At 72.9% G+C, this 14,276-nt stretch carries 15 protein-coding genes and 1 pseudogene; 13 read left to right on the forward strand and 3 right to left on the reverse strand.

All coding sequences use genetic code 11. From position 1 onward, the window contains the following. Positions 1–259: 259 nt before the first annotated feature. From ACZ6Y7_RS25260 to ACZ6Y7_RS25290, 7 genes are all read left to right on the forward strand, one after another. Entirely contained in the window at positions 260–1,555 is a 1,296-nt protein-coding gene (locus tag ACZ6Y7_RS25260; RefSeq protein ID WP_465760199.1) for a DUF445 domain-containing protein, read from the forward strand. 98 nt (positions 1,556–1,653) lie between these two features. Next, positions 1,654–2,721, forward strand: coding sequence for an adenosine deaminase (locus ACZ6Y7_RS25265; protein WP_465760300.1), 1,068 nt, complete (start codon positions 1,654–1,656; stop codon positions 2,719–2,721). Between the two features lie 148 nt (positions 2,722–2,869). Further along, complete coding sequence (locus ACZ6Y7_RS25270; RefSeq protein ID WP_465760200.1) at positions 2,870–3,460, forward strand: toxin-antitoxin system HicB family antitoxin; 591 nt, start codon at positions 2,870–2,872, stop codon at positions 3,458–3,460. Positions 3,461–3,574: 114 nt separating this feature from the next. After that, positions 3,575–4,414, forward strand: a complete 840-nt coding sequence (locus ACZ6Y7_RS25275; RefSeq protein WP_465760201.1) for a DUF4097 family beta strand repeat-containing protein — start codon at positions 3,575–3,577, stop codon at positions 4,412–4,414. Then, on the forward strand, positions 4,414–5,340 hold the full coding sequence (locus tag ACZ6Y7_RS25280) for an ATP-binding cassette domain-containing protein (RefSeq protein WP_465760202.1): 927 nt from the start codon (positions 4,414–4,416) through the stop codon (positions 5,338–5,340). Before ACZ6Y7_RS25275 ends, ACZ6Y7_RS25280 begins: the two co-directional genes overlap by 1 nt. Then, positions 5,337–6,140 carry an ABC transporter permease gene (locus tag ACZ6Y7_RS25285; RefSeq protein WP_465760203.1) on the forward strand — a complete coding sequence of 268 codons (804 nt, stop codon included), beginning with the start codon at positions 5,337–5,339 and terminating at the stop codon, positions 6,138–6,140. The genes ACZ6Y7_RS25280 and ACZ6Y7_RS25285 overlap by 4 nt, the downstream gene beginning before the upstream one ends. Positions 6,141–6,273: 133 nt before the next feature. Beyond that, on the forward strand, positions 6,274–6,861 hold the full coding sequence (locus tag ACZ6Y7_RS25290; RefSeq protein ID WP_465760204.1) for a hypothetical protein: 588 nt from the start codon (positions 6,274–6,276) through the stop codon (positions 6,859–6,861). Between the two features lie 375 nt (positions 6,862–7,236). Here ACZ6Y7_RS25290 and ACZ6Y7_RS25295 read toward each other — a convergent pair whose 3' ends face one another. Then, positions 7,237–8,097 (reverse strand): hypothetical protein, encoded by an 861-nt coding sequence (locus ACZ6Y7_RS25295; protein ID WP_465760205.1) that lies wholly within the window; start codon positions 8,095–8,097, stop codon positions 7,237–7,239. A gap of 534 nt (positions 8,098–8,631) precedes the next feature. Between ACZ6Y7_RS25295 and ACZ6Y7_RS25300 the strand changes: the two are divergent. Then, positions 8,632–8,860: pseudogene (locus ACZ6Y7_RS25300) on the forward strand (transposase); the annotation flags it as partial. A gap of 22 nt (positions 8,861–8,882) precedes the next feature. Here the strand turns inward: ACZ6Y7_RS25300 and ACZ6Y7_RS25305 are convergent. After that, positions 8,883–9,761: an SDR family oxidoreductase gene (locus ACZ6Y7_RS25305; RefSeq protein ID WP_465760206.1), complete on the reverse strand. Its 879-nt coding sequence runs from the start codon at positions 9,759–9,761 to the stop codon at positions 8,883–8,885. Between the two features lie 144 nt (positions 9,762–9,905). Here ACZ6Y7_RS25305 and ACZ6Y7_RS25310 point away from each other — a divergent pair, with 144 nt between their 5' ends. Next, positions 9,906–10,310 (forward strand): winged helix-turn-helix transcriptional regulator, encoded by a 405-nt coding sequence (locus ACZ6Y7_RS25310; RefSeq protein WP_465760207.1) that lies wholly within the window; start codon positions 9,906–9,908, stop codon positions 10,308–10,310. A 215-nt stretch (positions 10,311–10,525) separates the two neighbouring features. Here ACZ6Y7_RS25310 and ACZ6Y7_RS25315 read toward each other — a convergent pair whose 3' ends face one another. Continuing rightward, positions 10,526–11,371, reverse strand: coding sequence for an NAD(P)H-binding protein (locus ACZ6Y7_RS25315; RefSeq protein ID WP_465760208.1), 846 nt, complete (start codon positions 11,369–11,371; stop codon positions 10,526–10,528). Between the two features lie 85 nt (positions 11,372–11,456). On the opposite strand from ACZ6Y7_RS25315, the gene ACZ6Y7_RS25320 reads away from it, so the two are divergent. The 4 genes from ACZ6Y7_RS25320 to ACZ6Y7_RS25335 all read left to right on the forward strand — a co-directional run bounded on the left by ACZ6Y7_RS25320 (position 11,457) and on the right by ACZ6Y7_RS25335 (position 14,259). Beyond that, positions 11,457–12,077, forward strand: coding sequence for a TetR/AcrR family transcriptional regulator (locus tag ACZ6Y7_RS25320; protein WP_465760209.1), 621 nt, complete (start codon positions 11,457–11,459; stop codon positions 12,075–12,077). A 202-nt stretch (positions 12,078–12,279) separates the two neighbouring features. After that, positions 12,280–12,624: a hypothetical protein gene (locus ACZ6Y7_RS25325; RefSeq protein ID WP_465760210.1), complete on the forward strand. Its 345-nt coding sequence runs from the start codon at positions 12,280–12,282 to the stop codon at positions 12,622–12,624. A gap of 116 nt (positions 12,625–12,740) precedes the next feature. Continuing rightward, positions 12,741–13,424 carry a zinc-binding dehydrogenase gene (locus ACZ6Y7_RS25330; protein ID WP_465760211.1) on the forward strand — a complete coding sequence of 228 codons (684 nt, stop codon included), beginning with the start codon at positions 12,741–12,743 and terminating at the stop codon, positions 13,422–13,424. Positions 13,425–13,608: 184 nt separating this feature from the next. Next, positions 13,609–14,259, forward strand: a complete 651-nt coding sequence (locus ACZ6Y7_RS25335) for a hypothetical protein (RefSeq protein WP_465760212.1) — start codon at positions 13,609–13,611, stop codon at positions 14,257–14,259. Positions 14,260–14,276 lie beyond the last annotated feature (17 nt).

The following is a 14,276-nucleotide window of genomic DNA, read 5'->3' on the forward strand; positions in this document are numbered from 1 at the left end:
CGGCCGCCGTGCGGCGTGCGGCGGCCGGCAGCGCGGTCGCCGCCCGGTGCCGTGGACGATGGGGCCGTGCCGTGGCCGATGGGGCGGTGGCGTGGTCGCCGGCCGGTGGCGTGGTCGTCGGCAGCGGCGTGGTCGAGGGGCGCGCGCCAGGAGGTGTGAGGAGGCGTGAGGAGGTATCGAGAAGGGCTCGTCGTGGATGCGGGGCGTGTGATCGCGAGGCACGCCCCCGTCCGCGCCGGGCACCGGGCAGACTGGCGGGGTGAGTGACGAAGCCTTCAGCGGGACCGGCCCAGGGGTCCGGTTCACCGCGGCCGACGAGCAGAAGAGACGCGGCGTCCGCCGGATGAAGACCATCGCGACCGGCCTGCTGGCCTTCGCGAGCCTGGTCTTCGCCCTCGCCACCTGGGCCAAGGCGGAGGGGGCCGGCGCCTGGGCCGGGTACCTGGCGGCCGCGGCCGAGGCGGGCATGGTCGGTGCGCTCGCCGACTGGTTCGCGGTGACCGCGCTGTTCCGCCGCCCCTTCGGCCTGCCGATCCCGCACACCGCGATCATCCCGACCAAGAAGGACGCCTTCGGGCGCTCGCTCGGCGAGTTCGTCGGCGAGAACTTCCTCTCCGGCCACGTCGTGCGCGGGCGCCTCGCGGCGCTCGGCATCGGCCGCCGGCTGGGGGAGTGGCTGGCGGCGCCGGGCAGCGCCGAGCGGGTCACCAAGGAGGCCTCGGCGGCGTTGCGCGGCCTGCTCGCGGTGCTGCGCGACGACGACGTGCGGGCGGTGGTCGCCGAGGCGGTGACCCGGCGGGCCGCCGCCACCTCGGTGGCCGAGCCGATGGGCCGGATGCTGGGCAGGGTGGTGGCCGACGGCGGGCACCACGGCGTGGTGGACCTGGTCGCCGTCCGGGCGCACGGCTGGCTGACCGCCAACCACGAGGACGTGGTGCGGAAGGTGACCCAGAAGACCCCGGGCTGGACGCCCAAGTTCCTCGACCACCAGGTCGGCGAGCGGGTCTACAAGGAGCTGCTGCGCTTCGTCACCGACATCCGGGACGACCCGGACCACCCGGCCCGCGGCGCGATCGACAACTTCCTCGCCGACTTCGCGACCGAGCTGCAGACCGACCCGGAGACCATCGCCCGGGTCGAGCGGGCCAAGGGGGAGATACTGGCCCGTCCCGAGGTGCAGGACCTGATCGACTCCACCTGGACGGCCGTGCGCACGCTGGTGATGGGCGCGGCCGAGGACGAGGACAGCGAACTGCGCCGGCGCATCCGCGAGGGCGTGCACCGCTTCGGCGAGCGCCTGGCCACCGACGCCAAGCTGCAGGCCAAGGTGGACGGCTGGCTGCAGGACGCCGCGCAGTACCTGGTCGACACCTACCGGGCCGAGATCACCTCGCTGATCTCCGACACGGTGGCCGGCTGGGACGCCGACGAGGCCTCCCGGAAGATCGAGGCCAACGTGGGTCGCGACCTGCAGTTCATCCGGATCAACGGCACCGTGGTCGGCGCCCTGGCCGGACTGCTGATCCACACCGTGGCGGTCGCGCTCGGCGGCTGAGCCGCGCCGCGGCCTATGCTTGCCGGACTGTCGGAACGCGCGTAGACGCGCGGAGAAGGAAGAAGGGCACCGCCGTGGTCCAGCCGGACGGAAGTCGGATCGGAAACCCCGTCACCAGCGCCTTCGGCGCCGGTGGCAAGAGCGGCATCGAGGCGTTCATCGCCGGGATGCCCAAGGCGGAGCTGCACGTCCACCACGTCGGCTCGGCCTCGCCGCGCGTCGTCGCCGAACTGGCCGCCCGCCACGCCGGGCAGTCCAAGGTGCCGACCGACCCGGCCGCGCTCGCCGAGTACTTCACCTTCACCGACTTCGCGCACTTCATCGAGGTCTACCTGAGCGTCGTGGACCTGGTCCGGGACGCCGAGGACGTCCGGGCGCTCACCTACGGCGTGGCCGAGGACATGGCGCGCCAGAACATCCGCTACGCCGAGCTGACCATCACCCCGTACTCCTCGGTCCGCCGCGGCATCCCCGAGGTCGCCTTCATGGAGGCGATCGAGGACGCCCGGCTGCGCGCCGAGAAGGAACTCGGCGTGGTGCTGCGCTGGTGCTTCGACATCCCGGGCGAGGCCGGTCTGGAGGCGGCCGAGGTGACCGCCCGGCTGGCCACCGAGCTGGCCCCCGAGGGCCTGGTCAGCTTCGGCTTGGGCGGCCCGGAGATCGGCGTGCCGCGCCCGCAGTTCAAGCCGTACTTCGACCGGGCCCGGGCGGTCGGCCTGCGCAGCGTCCCGCACGCGGGCGAGACCACCGGGCCGGAGACGGTCTGGGACGCGATCCGGGTGCTCGGCGCCGAGCGCATCGGGCACGGCACCCAGGCCGTCAAGGACCCGGCGCTGGTCGACCACCTGGGCGAGCACCGGATCCCGCTGGAGGTCTGCCCCACCTCCAACATCGCCACCCGGGCCGTGGAGCGGATCGAGGACCACCCGATCAAGCGGATGGTGGACGCGGGCCTGCTGGTGACCGTCAACAGCGACGACCCGCCGATGTTCGGCACCGACCTCAACACCGAGTACGCGGTGGCGGCGCGGCTGCTCGGGCTGGACGAGGCCGGGGTCTCGGCGCTGGCCCGGAACGCGGTCGAGGCCTCCTTCCTGGACCAGGCGGGCAAGAAGCGGCTGATCGCCGAGATCGACACCCACCTGGCGGCGTGGCAGCAGGCCTAGTACCTGACGTCTCCCCAGGTGAACCGCCCCGTCGGCTACTGCCGGCGGGGCGGTTCGGCGTTCGGCGCCGTCCGCCGTCCGAGTGATGGCACCACAGTGGTGCCACAAATGGCTCGACATGGCGCCATCGATGTGCCATGCTCTAGCCATGGACCTCACGCCGTACGTCGAAAACCTCCGGAACGAACTCGCCGTGGCCGCCGCCGCGGGCGGGGAGGAGGCCCGCGCCCTGGCCGACCGGCTGACCCTCCCGTTGGAGTCGGCCGTCCGGCTCACCCTGCTCAACGCCCTCTCGGCCGCCATGGGCGAGGTCACCCGCGACCTCGCCCCGGGTTCGGTGGACGTGCGCCTGCGCGGGCTCGACCCGGAGTTCGTGGTGACGGCGCCGCCCGGTGCCGACAGCTTCCACGGTGACGCGCCGGTGGTGGTGCCACCGGTGGTGCCGCCCGTGACGCCAGCGGTGGCGCCGCCTGTGGTGCCGCCCGTGCTGCCGTCCGGACCGGCGGAGTCGGACGAGAGCGGCACCGCCCGGATCAACCTGCGCCTGCCCGCCCACCTGAAGGCCCGGGCGGAGGAGGCCGCCGGGCAGGAGGGCCTCTCCCTCAACGCCTGGTTGGTCCGGGCCGTCGCCGGCGCCCTGGAGGGCGGTCAGCCGACCGTCCGTCCGGCCGCCGAGCTCGGCCTCCGGTCGGCCCCGCGCGGCGTCGGCGGCCAGGGCTTCACCGGCTGGGTCCACTGACGCCTCCGCACCACCTGAACCTCCTGCACCTACGCCAGAACCTTCTGCACCTTCGACGTCACTCCCGCTCCGACCAGCGGGAACACCCACACGAGTCACGAGGACGGGACAGCCATGCCTACGTACGAGACCGACGGACCGATCTCCGCCTCCTTCGAGTTCGAGATCGGCGCCATGTGGATCACCGCCGGCAAGCGCGCCGACGCCGTGGTCGAGGTCCGACCCGCCAACGCGGCCAGGGAGGCGGACGTCAAAGCCGCCGAGCTGACGCAGGTCGACTTCTCCGGCGGCCGGCTCACCCTCAAGGGCCCCAAGCAGCGCACGGTGTTCTCCAGCAAGAAGGGCTCGATCGAGATCCTGGTCGAGCTGCCGGCGGGCTCCCAGGTGCACGCCGAGTCGCCGATGGCGGACTTCGTGGTCCAGGGACCGCTCGGCGACTGCCGGCTGAAGACCTCCATGGGCCGGATCCAGGTCGACCGGGCGCAGAGCGCGCGGCTCAAGACCGACATGGGCGACATCCGGCTCGGCGCCGTCGCCGGGGACGCCGAGCTGTCCGGCTCGGGCCGGATCGAGATCGGCACCGTCGGCGGCGAGCTGACGGTCAAGAACAGCAACGGCGACACCGAGATCGACGAGGTGCGCGGCGACCTCTCCGCCCACGCCTCCAACGGCCGGATCCACGTGGGCGCCGCCGGAGCGGGCGTGCAGGCCAAGTCGGCCAACGGCCACCTCCGGGTCGGCAAGGTGGTCCGGGGCAAGGTCGACCTGCAGACCGCTGTGGGCGACGTCGAGGTCGGCATCGCGGAGGGCACGGCGGCCTGGCTCGACGTGCACAGCAAGTTCGGCGGCGTCCGCAACTCCCTCGGCGAGGCGCAGGGCCCCGGCGGCGCCCGGGAGACCGTCGAGGTCCTCGGCCGGACCCAGGTCGGCAACATCATCATCCGGAGGGCCTGATGGCCGCGATCTCGGCGAGCGGACTGACCAAGTCCTACGGGGACAAGCCCGTGCTCCGGGGCATCGACCTGGAGATCCCCGCAGGGAGCGTGTTCGCGCTGCTCGGGCCGAACGGGGCCGGCAAGACGACCACCGTGCAGATCCTCTCCACCCTGATCCCGGCCGACGGCGGGGTGGCCCGGGTGGCCGGGCACGACGTGGCCGGGCAGGCCGACGCGGTGCGGAAGGCGATCGGGGTGACCGGCCAGTTCTCGGCGGTGGACAACCTGCTCACCGCCGAGGAGAACCTGATGCTGATGGCCGACCTCCACCACCTCCGCCGTCGGGAGGGGCGGAGGCGGGCCGAGCACCTGCTGCGGCGCTTCGAACTCACCGACGCCGCCCGCAAGCCCGTCGCCACCTTCTCCGGCGGCATGCGGCGCAAGCTCGACCTGGCGATGACGCTGGTCGGCGACCCCGAGGTGATCTTCCTCGACGAGCCGACGACCGGACTGGACCCGCGCAGCCGGCGCACGATGTGGGAGATCATCCGGGGACTGGTCGCCGATCACGGCGTGACGATCTTCCTCACCACGCAGTATCTGGAGGAGGCCGACCAACTCGCCGACCGGATAGCCGTCCTGGACGGCGGCCGGATCGTGGCCGAGGGCACGGCCGAAGAGCTCAAGCGGATCGTCCCCGGCGGGCGGATCCGGCTCCAGTTCGCCGACGCCCGCCGACTGGGCCTTGCCGCCGAACTGTTCGACTACGCCGCCGCCGACCAGGAGGCGCTGCGGCTGGACATCCCGGGGGACAACTCCGTCCTCACGGTCAAGGCCGTCCTGGACACCCTCGACAACGCGGGGGTGCAGGCGGAATCGCTGGTCGTGGAGACGGCCGATCTGGACGACGTGTTCCTCACACTGACCGGGGAGGGTGCGCGATGAGCGCGATGAGCGCGACGACGGGCACGACGACGGGTACGACGACGGGCTACGTGCTCAGCGACTCGCTGACCATGCTGCGGCGGAACCTCAAGCGCGCGCAGCGCTACCCGGCGATGACCTTCTCGGTCGTGCTGATGCCGGTCATGATGCTGCTGCTCTTCAACTACGCCTTCGGCGGCGCGTTGGGAGCCGGCATCGGCGGCGGCAGCTACATCGACTACGTGACGCCGGGCATCGTCCTGATGACGGCGACGGCGGGGTCGGTCGCCACGGCGGTGGGCGTCTGCGTCGACATGACGGAGGGGATCGTCAACCGGTTCCGCACGATGGCGATCTCACGCTCGGCCTTCCTCGCAGGGCACGTGATCGGCAGCGTCATCCAGACGGTGGTCGCGCTGGTGCTGGTGACGGCCGCGGCCTTCGCCATGGGCTTCCGGACGACGGCCGGGCCGCTGGAATGGCTGGCCGCCGCGGGTCTGCTGCTCTTCGTGACGCTGGCCCTCACCTGGATATCGGCCGGGATCGGGCTGGTGTCCAAGACGCCGGAGAGCGCCAGCAACACGCCGCTGCCGCTGACCTTCCTGCCCTTCATCGGCAGCGCGATCGTCCCCCCGGACTCCATGCCGACCGTGCTGCGCTGGTTCGCCGAGTACCAGCCGTTCACCCCCATCATCGAGACCCTGCGCGGCCTGCTGATGGGCACCGGGATCGGCAGCAGCGGGTGGAGCGCCCTCGCCTGGTGCACCGGGCTGACGCTGCTCGGCTACCTCTGGTCGAGGAGCGTCTTCCACCGGCGGTGACGGGGGTACGGCCGGTGGGCGGCGGCCCGGGTGACGGAACCACCGTCGCCCGGGCCGTAGCGGCCGTTCACGGCAGACCGGGTGGTGTGCCGCCCGTGTAAAGTCCGGGCAAAGGATCACCCCGGGGGAGCACATGGCGGCGGCTGCGTGGCACAGACGGATCGAATGGTGGTTCAGGGGTGCCGCCCTCCTCGCCTTCCTGTCGTACCTGCTGGGCCGTCAGGCCTCCCGCTCCGGCGGCCTGGTCGAGGTCGAACGCCGGCTGAACCACCCGGTGCTGCTGCTCGGAGCCGCGGCCGTGATGCTCATGGTCTCGATGCTGGTCCGGTTCGAGTTCCGGGAGCGGTGGGCGCAGTTGGGCTGCGCCGCCGTCCTGTCGCCGCTCATCGTGGTCGCGGTGGCGATCGGGGCCGTGACCTACTTCCTCGGCAGCGAGGGCCGGTTGATGGAGCGCACACCCGAACCCGGCAACCCCGAGCACGTCCTGACCATCACCGACCTCACCAGGTCCGTCGACCCGATCTACCGCGTGGAGCTGCTGACCGGCAGCGGTTGGACGGCCCGCCACTGGTACCTGGGCACCTGGGAGGACGGCGAAGGCTTCCTGCGGGCCGAATGGTCCGGCGCGAACCTGATCGCGGTGGTCACGACCCACGAGGTCAGGGAGTACACGGTGAAGCAGGACGGCCGGCCGAGCGAGCCGAAGGTCACGCCCCGGTAGGGGGCGTTCGCCCGGCCCGGGGGAGGCCGCCCCGGCGACGCGGGGGCGTGCCGAATGCTCCCGCCCGGGCTTGGGAGATCGCCGGAGTGCGGACTTCTCCACCCCATCCGGGCCGTCGAGAGCGGAAAGCCCCTTCCGGGAGGTTGTCCCCGGCGGTCAGCCGCTGGACGCTCGCCTTCGGGGCCCGCGCCGGCTACCCGTCCGCGCCGGTGACCGCAATCCCGCTCCTGCGCACGACGGTTGACCGTACCGGGTGCGTCGACCTCGGCCGGCCGACCTCGGCAGCGACGAGGGCGGCAGCGACGTGGACCGCAGCGGCCGGGACGGGGTGAGCGGTGCTGCCGCCGTCCGGAGCCGGCGGCAGGTGGTGCTACGTCAGTTGCCGTCCTCGTCCTCGTACGGCGGGATGGTCCAGCGCAGCACCGTGCCACCGGCCGGGTCGGCTTCGAGGGTGACCGGGTAGACCTGGCCCCAGCCGCGTTCGCCGTGGTGCCGGACGGAGTGGTCGCCCTGGTCCCATTCGATGCCGAGCACCGGGCAGCCGCCGACCTCGATCGCGCCGACGCGCAGCGGGTGGTCCCAGCCCGCCCGTTGAGCGAGGTAGTGGTCGGTGTGCGGGTCGAGGGCGACGGCGACACCGGTTCCGGGCAGGCCGCCACGCCAGGCGGTGAGCTCGGCGGCGCGTGCGGTGGCTTCGGGGAGGGGGAGGTCGAGCCACCCGTGCGGTCCGTCGACGCCGTACCAGGAGATCCGTTCGCCGCCGAACCGGGCGTGGGCGTCGTCCGCGTGGCGGCCCCAGTAGGTGACGTCGGCCAGTCCGTCGGTGGAGTCGCCGTTCAGTCCGGTCCACGCCTCCAGCCCGAGGGCGTCGCCGATCACCATGCCGCAGCGGTCGACGGGCAGGTCGCCGAGCAGGACGGGCACGGCCGGGTCGGCGGCGGCGGGCCAGGGGAGGCCCAGTTCGATCTCCAGGGTCGCGATGGCCGGTTCCTCGTCGAAGGGCGATGGTGAGGTGGTGGCCCGCACTCGAAGCGGCCGGTCGGCAGCCGCCGGGACGGCGACGGCTTCGCAGTCCCCGTCCCGCAGGTGGGCTCCGCCCGCGGCGGCGGCCGCGCGGGCGCGCTCACCGAGGGGCGAGTCGGTCTCCGGCCAGTAGTCGATCCAGCCGGCCATTCCGAGGACGAGCAGGCCGGACGGCGCGGTGACGGTCCCCAGATCGGTGAAGGGTGTGGGCATGGGCTGATTGTGCCGTTCCGGTACGACATTCCCGCGACCGGGGCCGCCGGGCACCTCGACGACGAGCATCGGACCCTGCCGGGCGGCAACCGGCGGGCTCGGCGTACGCCCTGACCCCCCCGGGCCTCACGCGAACGGGCCCGGCACCTGTGAGAGGTGCCGGGCCCGTTCGACCGTGGAGCGCCAGGCCCGGGTTGCACGGACTCTTCCTACTGAAAGTAGGACGTACTCTGGTAGTACCGCTGACGCCTGACGAGGAATTCTCTCCCTCGCGACGAGATGAACATTAGCAGCTCAGCGCCCATGATCCAAAACGGTCGGGCCGGCCGACGAGGTCAGGCGTCGAACTCGCGGGCGCGGATGGCGGAGACCAGGTCGCGCCCCTCGGCCGGGGTGAGTTGGGCGACCGCGTCGGGCAGGAGGCTGCCGCGGAGGCAGACGGCGTTGGTGGTGACGGCTACCTCCGGACAGCTTGCGCCATCGCGGCAGGCTGTCGGGGCGCTTCCAGCGGAGCGATTCCAAGGGGGCGCAGCCCGGAAGTGGCTCACCGTCCACTACCTGCCGCCCTGCGCGCCCGACCTCAATCTCGTCGAAGGGATCTGGTCGCCGCTGCGGCGCGGCCGGCGCTCCCACGCCGCCTTCGGCACACCCGGACACCTCCTCCAGCGCATCCGGCGCGGCCCACGGCACGCACGCCCAGGACCGCAGTGAACTCATGGACGGCTGCGGCGCCGAGACCTGCCTGACGGTCGGACCCGGCTGAGCAGCGCGCCCACCTCACGAGTTCAGCCTCGGTCATGCAGGGCGGCCGCGAGTGCCTCGGCCACGGTCACGGGCGGGCGGCCGATCAGGCGGCGCAAGTCGCCGGAGTCGGTGTACATCTCGCCGCGGTTCATACCGCGGTCAGCGTCAGCGAGGACCTCCGCCAGCTCGGCGGGTAGGCCCGCGGAGGCCAGGACCCGGGCGAAGTCGGCCACCGGGAGGTCGGCGTAGGTGACCTGCTTTCCGGCCGCAGCGGAGATCGCGGCGGCGAGCTCGGTCAGGGTGAAGGATTCGTCGCCGCCGAGTTCGTACACGGCGCCGGTGTGGCCTTCGGTGGTGAGGACGACCGCTGCGGCCTCGGCGTAGTCGGCGCGGGACGCGGCGCTGATCCGCCCCTCGCCTGCGGCACCGACGACCGCGCCGTTCCGCAGGATCTGCGGCAGTTGGCCGGTGTAGTTCTCCAGGTACCAGCCGTTGCGCAGCAGCACGCTGGGGATTCCGCGCTCCCGCAGATACGCCTCGGTCTCGCCGTGCGTGGCACCGATGACGGTGGTGGCCGTGTCCGCTTGCGTCGTGCTCGTGTACGCCACCAGCGACACGCCTGCGGACGCCGCGGCGTCGATCACGCGGCGGTGGTTGGCGACCCGCTCGCCCACGGGGACCGAGGCCGAGATCAGCAGCAGCCTTTCCGCCCCCGCGAATGCCTCGGCCAGGCCGTCGGTGTCCGCGAAGTCGGCGCGGCGCACCGTGATGCCGCGGTCGGCCAAATCCTTGATCCCGGTGATGTCCCGGCCGGTCGCGACGATGTCCGCGGCCGGGATCCCACGCCGCAGCAGTGCCTCGACGGTGAGCCTGCCCAGCTGGCCGGTGGCTCCGGTGACGACGATCGACATGATGGTCATTCCTTCCTTCCGCGCGTGCCTCGCACGCCTGCCGCGGTCCGTCCGCCGCGGGATGGAACACAGAATGACCTGGACACTCTCTGCTGGGGAGTAGCCACTTATTGGTACGGTACTTACCGCAGCGAAAGCATTGAGGTGAGCCGAATGACCGCTGTCGAGGATGTGACCGGGCCCATGCCGTCATTCGATCCGTACGAGCGCGGCTGCCCGTCGCGGGACCTGCTCGACCAGATCGGCAGCAAGTGGGCGGTCCTCGTGCTCGGCGAACTCGGCCGGAACGGGACCTCCCGGTTCGGCCGGCTCCGGCAGACGCTGGGAGGCGTGAGCGAGAAGATGCTCACCCAGACGCTGCGCACCCTCGAACGCGACGGGCTGGTCAGCCGGACCGTCTATCCAGAGGTGCCGCCGCACGTGGAGTACGAGCTGACCGCGCTGGGCCAGACGCTGCGGGAACCGCTGAAGGCGCTCACGGAGTGGTCCGTGCTGCACATCGAAGAAGTCATCGCCGCCCGCGAGGAGTACGACGACCGCGCTGAGCGAACCAGGTAGTCAGCGGCGGCCGGCGGGCTGGTCGTAGACGGCCGTCTCGCCGAGACCGGCCCGACCACCAGCCCCACCTGAGCCCCCCGGCGGCAACACGAGTTCAACCCCAGTGACTCCGTGGCATCGCCCGGCCGGCACCCTCGTCAACCTCCTCGCGTCAACCTCCTCGCACTCCTGCGCGCGTTCCGGCGCGGCCGGGACGCCCACGTCGCCTGATCCGCCTAGCGGAACGCCGGCAGGTTGCGCTCGACCCAGGCGCGGAACGGTGCGGCCGGCCGTCCCAGGAGCTCCGCCACGTCCGGGCTGACGGCCAGCTCCGCCGGGAGCGGGACGCCGAGGACGTCCAGGGTGCCGGTGGCGACGTCCTCCGGCATGAACTGCGCCAGGTGCGCGTGGGCCTCCTCGCGGGACAGTTCGACGAAGGTCACGTCCTCGCCCAGGGCCTCGGCGAGGACTGCCGCCTGCTCGCGCGGGCTGATCGGCGCCGGGCCGGTCAACTCGTAGGTGCGACCCGCGTGTCCGTCCTCGCGCAGCACGGTCGCCGCCACCGCCGCGATGTCCGCCGGGTCGACGACGGGCAGCGCCACGTCGGCGAAGGGGGCGAGGACGGTGCGCTTCGTGCGGACGGTCTCGGCCCAGGCGAAGGCGTTGGACGCGAAGCCGCCGGGCCGCAGCACGGTGAACTCCCGCCCGGAGGCGCGGATCGCGGCCTCGTACTCCCGCAGGCGGGCGTGTGAGGGCGCGTCCGGCCGGGTGGCGCTGACCTGCGAGGAGACCAGGACGACCCGCTCGACCCCGGCGTCCGCGACCGTCTCCAGCAGGACCTTCGGGCTCTCGCCCCGGCTGTTGAGCTCGCCGCCCAGCAGGACGAACAGTGCCCGGGCTCCTTCGAGGGCGGGTCGCAGGCTCCTGGCGTCGCCGAGGTCGCCCTGCACCCAGCGCACTCCCGCCGCGCCGGTGGCGGACTGCGGCTGCCGCGACACGGCGACCACCTGCTCGCCCGCCCCTGCCAGCAGCTCCACCAGCGTCCGTCCGATGTTCCCGGTGGCACCCGTCACGGTGATCATTGCGTCCCCCAAGAGGTTGTGAGTTAGTTGGCTGACTTAGAAGAACGTAGCATGCGACCACCGGCGGCTGTCTATAGTCAGTCGGGTGACTGACTCAGTGAATCGGCGGGTCCGGGCATCGCAGAAGCGCCAGCGGCTCTCGGCGGCCGCGGCCCGCGTCCTCCACGAGCAGGGGGTCGAACGCACGACCCTCGCCGACATCGCGCGTGAGGCGGACGTCCCGGTCGGGAACGTCTACTACTACTTCAAGACCAAGGACGAGCTGGTCCGCGCCGCGCTGTCCGAACACAGTGCGCAGTTGGACGAACTCGCCGACGGGCTCGGCAGGTTGACCGATCCGCGCGATCGCCTCAAAGCGCTGGTCGAGGCCTGGGTCGGACAGCGCGAGACCGCCGCCCGCTACGGCTGCCCGACCGGCACCCTGGCCGCCGAACTCGACAAGCGGGCCGACGGCGACCTGGACGCCGAGGCCGGCGCGGTGATCCGACGCCTGCTGGACTGGGCCGCGGAGCAGTTCCGCGAGCTCGGCCTGCCCGACCCGGACGGTCTGGCGCTCACCCTCGTCGCCGGCTACCAGGGCATGTCGCTGCTGGCCAACGCGCTGCGCGACCCGGAGGTGATGACCCGCGAAGGCGCCCGGCTGCTCCGCTGGCTCGACTCGCTGGAGGCCCCGGAGGCCCCGGAGGCCCCGGAGGCGAACCGCTGATCTCGCCGTCCGGTGGCCAAGGGCCCTCGCCGACCGGCGCGGGCCACGGTCGTCGAGCGGTCGGCGGGCGAGAGGCCTCACCCGTCGAGCGGCGGGGGAGTGTCCCTGGCCGAGTGGACCGGTGGCCGGTGGGTGGCCCCGGCTGTACGGGGCCCGGCTCGCCGAACTCCGCGGCGCGAACGCCCGTCCTAGGCTCGAGGGCATGCACAGCACTCTGACGGAGCACGCCCGATGCCTGTTCGGCGACGAGTACCGACCCACGCCGGACTGCCGGCAGACTCACCGCGAGCACCACTTCGTCGAGGAACTGACTTTCGCCCCTGCGGACTCGATCCTGGCGATGCTGCACGAGCTGTGCCCGCCCCCCGTCAGCGGCTACCTACCGGTCTGGGTGCGCAACCTGGCGTACCGGTTGGTGCTCCTTCAGCGACCGGACGAGCCGGCGCTGATGCGGGAGGCCGCCCTGAGTCTTGAGCTGTTCGGACCGGAATGGGACGCCATCGCGGAAGACCTCAGGCGACGAGCCGACGAACTGGAAGCCGGCTGAGACGGTCCATCTGATCACGCCTGGTCCGGAGGCGGACCGAGGCCGCGGTGAGCGTGCCATTGCCGTGGCGCCGGCGGGTGGCCCGCCGGTCCTCCGGTTCCGGGATGGTGTGCTTGATGCCCGCCGGCGCCTGGGCCGAACTGCGCGCCGTGGACACCGAGTCGATCGGCACGGCGCCCGTCGGGGCCGACCCCGGCGTGCTCGCCACCGTCCCGGTCGCGGGCAGCAGCGCCCTGCGGGCCCTGCACCGCCTCGGCCCGCTGCTCGGCCGGACCGTCCTGGTCACCGGCGCCACCGGAGGCGTCGGCCGCTACGCCGTCCAACTCGCCCGCGCGGCCGGCGCACACGTGGTGGCGTCCACCGGCTCGCCTGCGGAGAACGGCGACCTGCTGCGCCGCCTCGGCGCCCACCAGGTGATCGCCACCCCGAAGGAGGTCGTCGGCCCGGTGGACGGCGTGGTCGACCTCGTCGGCGGGCCCCAACTCGTCGAGGCCTACGCGGCCCTGGGGGAGGGCGGCACGCTGGTCGCCGCCGGACACAGCGCCGGACAGGGTGAGGACTTCCCCTTCGGCGCGCTGTTCGGCGACCAGTCCCGGCACGACCGCTCGGTGGTCACCTTCTTCCTGCTCTCCTGCACCGGCCTGGGCCGCGACCTCGGGTGGCTCGCCCACCGCGTGGCCGCGGGCGAGCTGGATCCCGGCATCACCTGGCGCGGCGGCTGGGGCGACGCGGCGGGGGCGGTCGAGGCCCTGCTCGCCCGGCGGCTGCACGGCAAGGCGGTGCTGACCATCGCAGCCTGAGGCCCGCCCGTACGGGCTCGGAGCAGCCCCCGCGGGGCCGGACCAGCTCACTCGGACGGGTCAGGAGTTCTCGCCGCGGGGCGGGGTGTTGCGAAGCATGGGGAGGTACGGGCGCCCGGTCGCCGATCGCCGTCCGGCCGATCGCCGGCCGGATGTCGAACACCGATCAGGAGAGGGATCCTTGGTGCGCGAACTCCACAATCCTCCCCGGCACGGCCGGAGGCCGCAGCGCGCGGTCGGGCTGATCGCGGCGGCCGCGGGCCTCGCGGTGCTCGCGGCCTGCGGCAGCAGCGGCTCCTCGGGCACGGCGGCCGGCTCGCCGTCGCCCACCGCGCCCGACCTCGGCACCTTCTCCGGGGAGCCGCCCTCGGCGATCGCCTCGGCCGCCGAGTCACTACTGGCCTCGGCGTCGGCGGCGGTCGCCTCGGCCTCGGCGGCCTCCGCGGCGGCCGAGGCCTCCCACTCGGCGGCGGCGTCCGCCTTCCAGGCATCCGTCTCCGCCCAGCAGGCGATGGTCCGGGAGAAGGCCGCCGCGGTGCTCGACGGAGTGGCGGACGGCGGCAACGCGCAGGGCGACGTCACCATCACCGGCATCGCGCGGCAGAACACCGGCGGTCTGCACGCCGTGGTGGTCACCATCCAGAACCCGGGGCCCGGCGCGGCGTCCTACGCGGTCCAAGTCGACTTCACCGACACCAGCGGCCACACGGTGGACAGCTCCGTCGTCGGCGCCGAGAACGTCCCGGCGAACGGCACGGCCCAGCCGGTGGCCTTCAGCCGGCAGCCGGCCGACCAGACGCTCCTTCCGGTCGTGGTCAAGGCCGTTCGCTACTGACCCCGGTCGGCCGTCCG

This window comes from Kitasatospora sp. NPDC053308, from assembly GCF_055585785.1.

Excerpts from the sequence above, each read along its gene's own strand:
- ACZ6Y7_RS25275 (WP_465760201.1), top strand. The coding sequence starts at position 3,575 with ATGCCTACGTACGAGACCGACGGACCGATCTCCGCCTCCTTCGAGTTC.
- ACZ6Y7_RS25285 (WP_465760203.1), top strand. The coding sequence starts at position 5,337 with ATGAGCGCGATGAGCGCGACGACGGGCACGACGACGGGTACGACGACG.
- ACZ6Y7_RS25310 (WP_465760207.1), top strand. The coding sequence starts at position 9,906 with ATGACCGCTGTCGAGGATGTGACCGGGCCCATGCCGTCATTCGATCCG.
- ACZ6Y7_RS25305 (WP_465760206.1), bottom strand. The coding sequence starts at position 9,761 with ATGACCATCATGTCGATCGTCGTCACCGGAGCCACCGGCCAGCTGGGC.
- ACZ6Y7_RS25325 (WP_465760210.1), top strand. The coding sequence starts at position 12,280 with ATGCACAGCACTCTGACGGAGCACGCCCGATGCCTGTTCGGCGACGAG.
- ACZ6Y7_RS25290 (WP_465760204.1), top strand. The coding sequence starts at position 6,274 with ATGGCGGCGGCTGCGTGGCACAGACGGATCGAATGGTGGTTCAGGGGT.
- ACZ6Y7_RS25315 (WP_465760208.1), bottom strand. The coding sequence starts at position 11,371 with ATGATCACCGTGACGGGTGCCACCGGGAACATCGGACGGACGCTGGTG.
- ACZ6Y7_RS25330 (WP_465760211.1), top strand. The coding sequence starts at position 12,741 with ATGCCCGCCGGCGCCTGGGCCGAACTGCGCGCCGTGGACACCGAGTCG.
- ACZ6Y7_RS25270 (WP_465760200.1), top strand. The coding sequence starts at position 2,870 with ATGGACCTCACGCCGTACGTCGAAAACCTCCGGAACGAACTCGCCGTG.
- ACZ6Y7_RS25280 (WP_465760202.1), top strand. The coding sequence starts at position 4,414 with ATGGCCGCGATCTCGGCGAGCGGACTGACCAAGTCCTACGGGGACAAG.
- ACZ6Y7_RS25295 (WP_465760205.1), bottom strand. The coding sequence starts at position 8,097 with ATGCCCACACCCTTCACCGATCTGGGGACCGTCACCGCGCCGTCCGGC.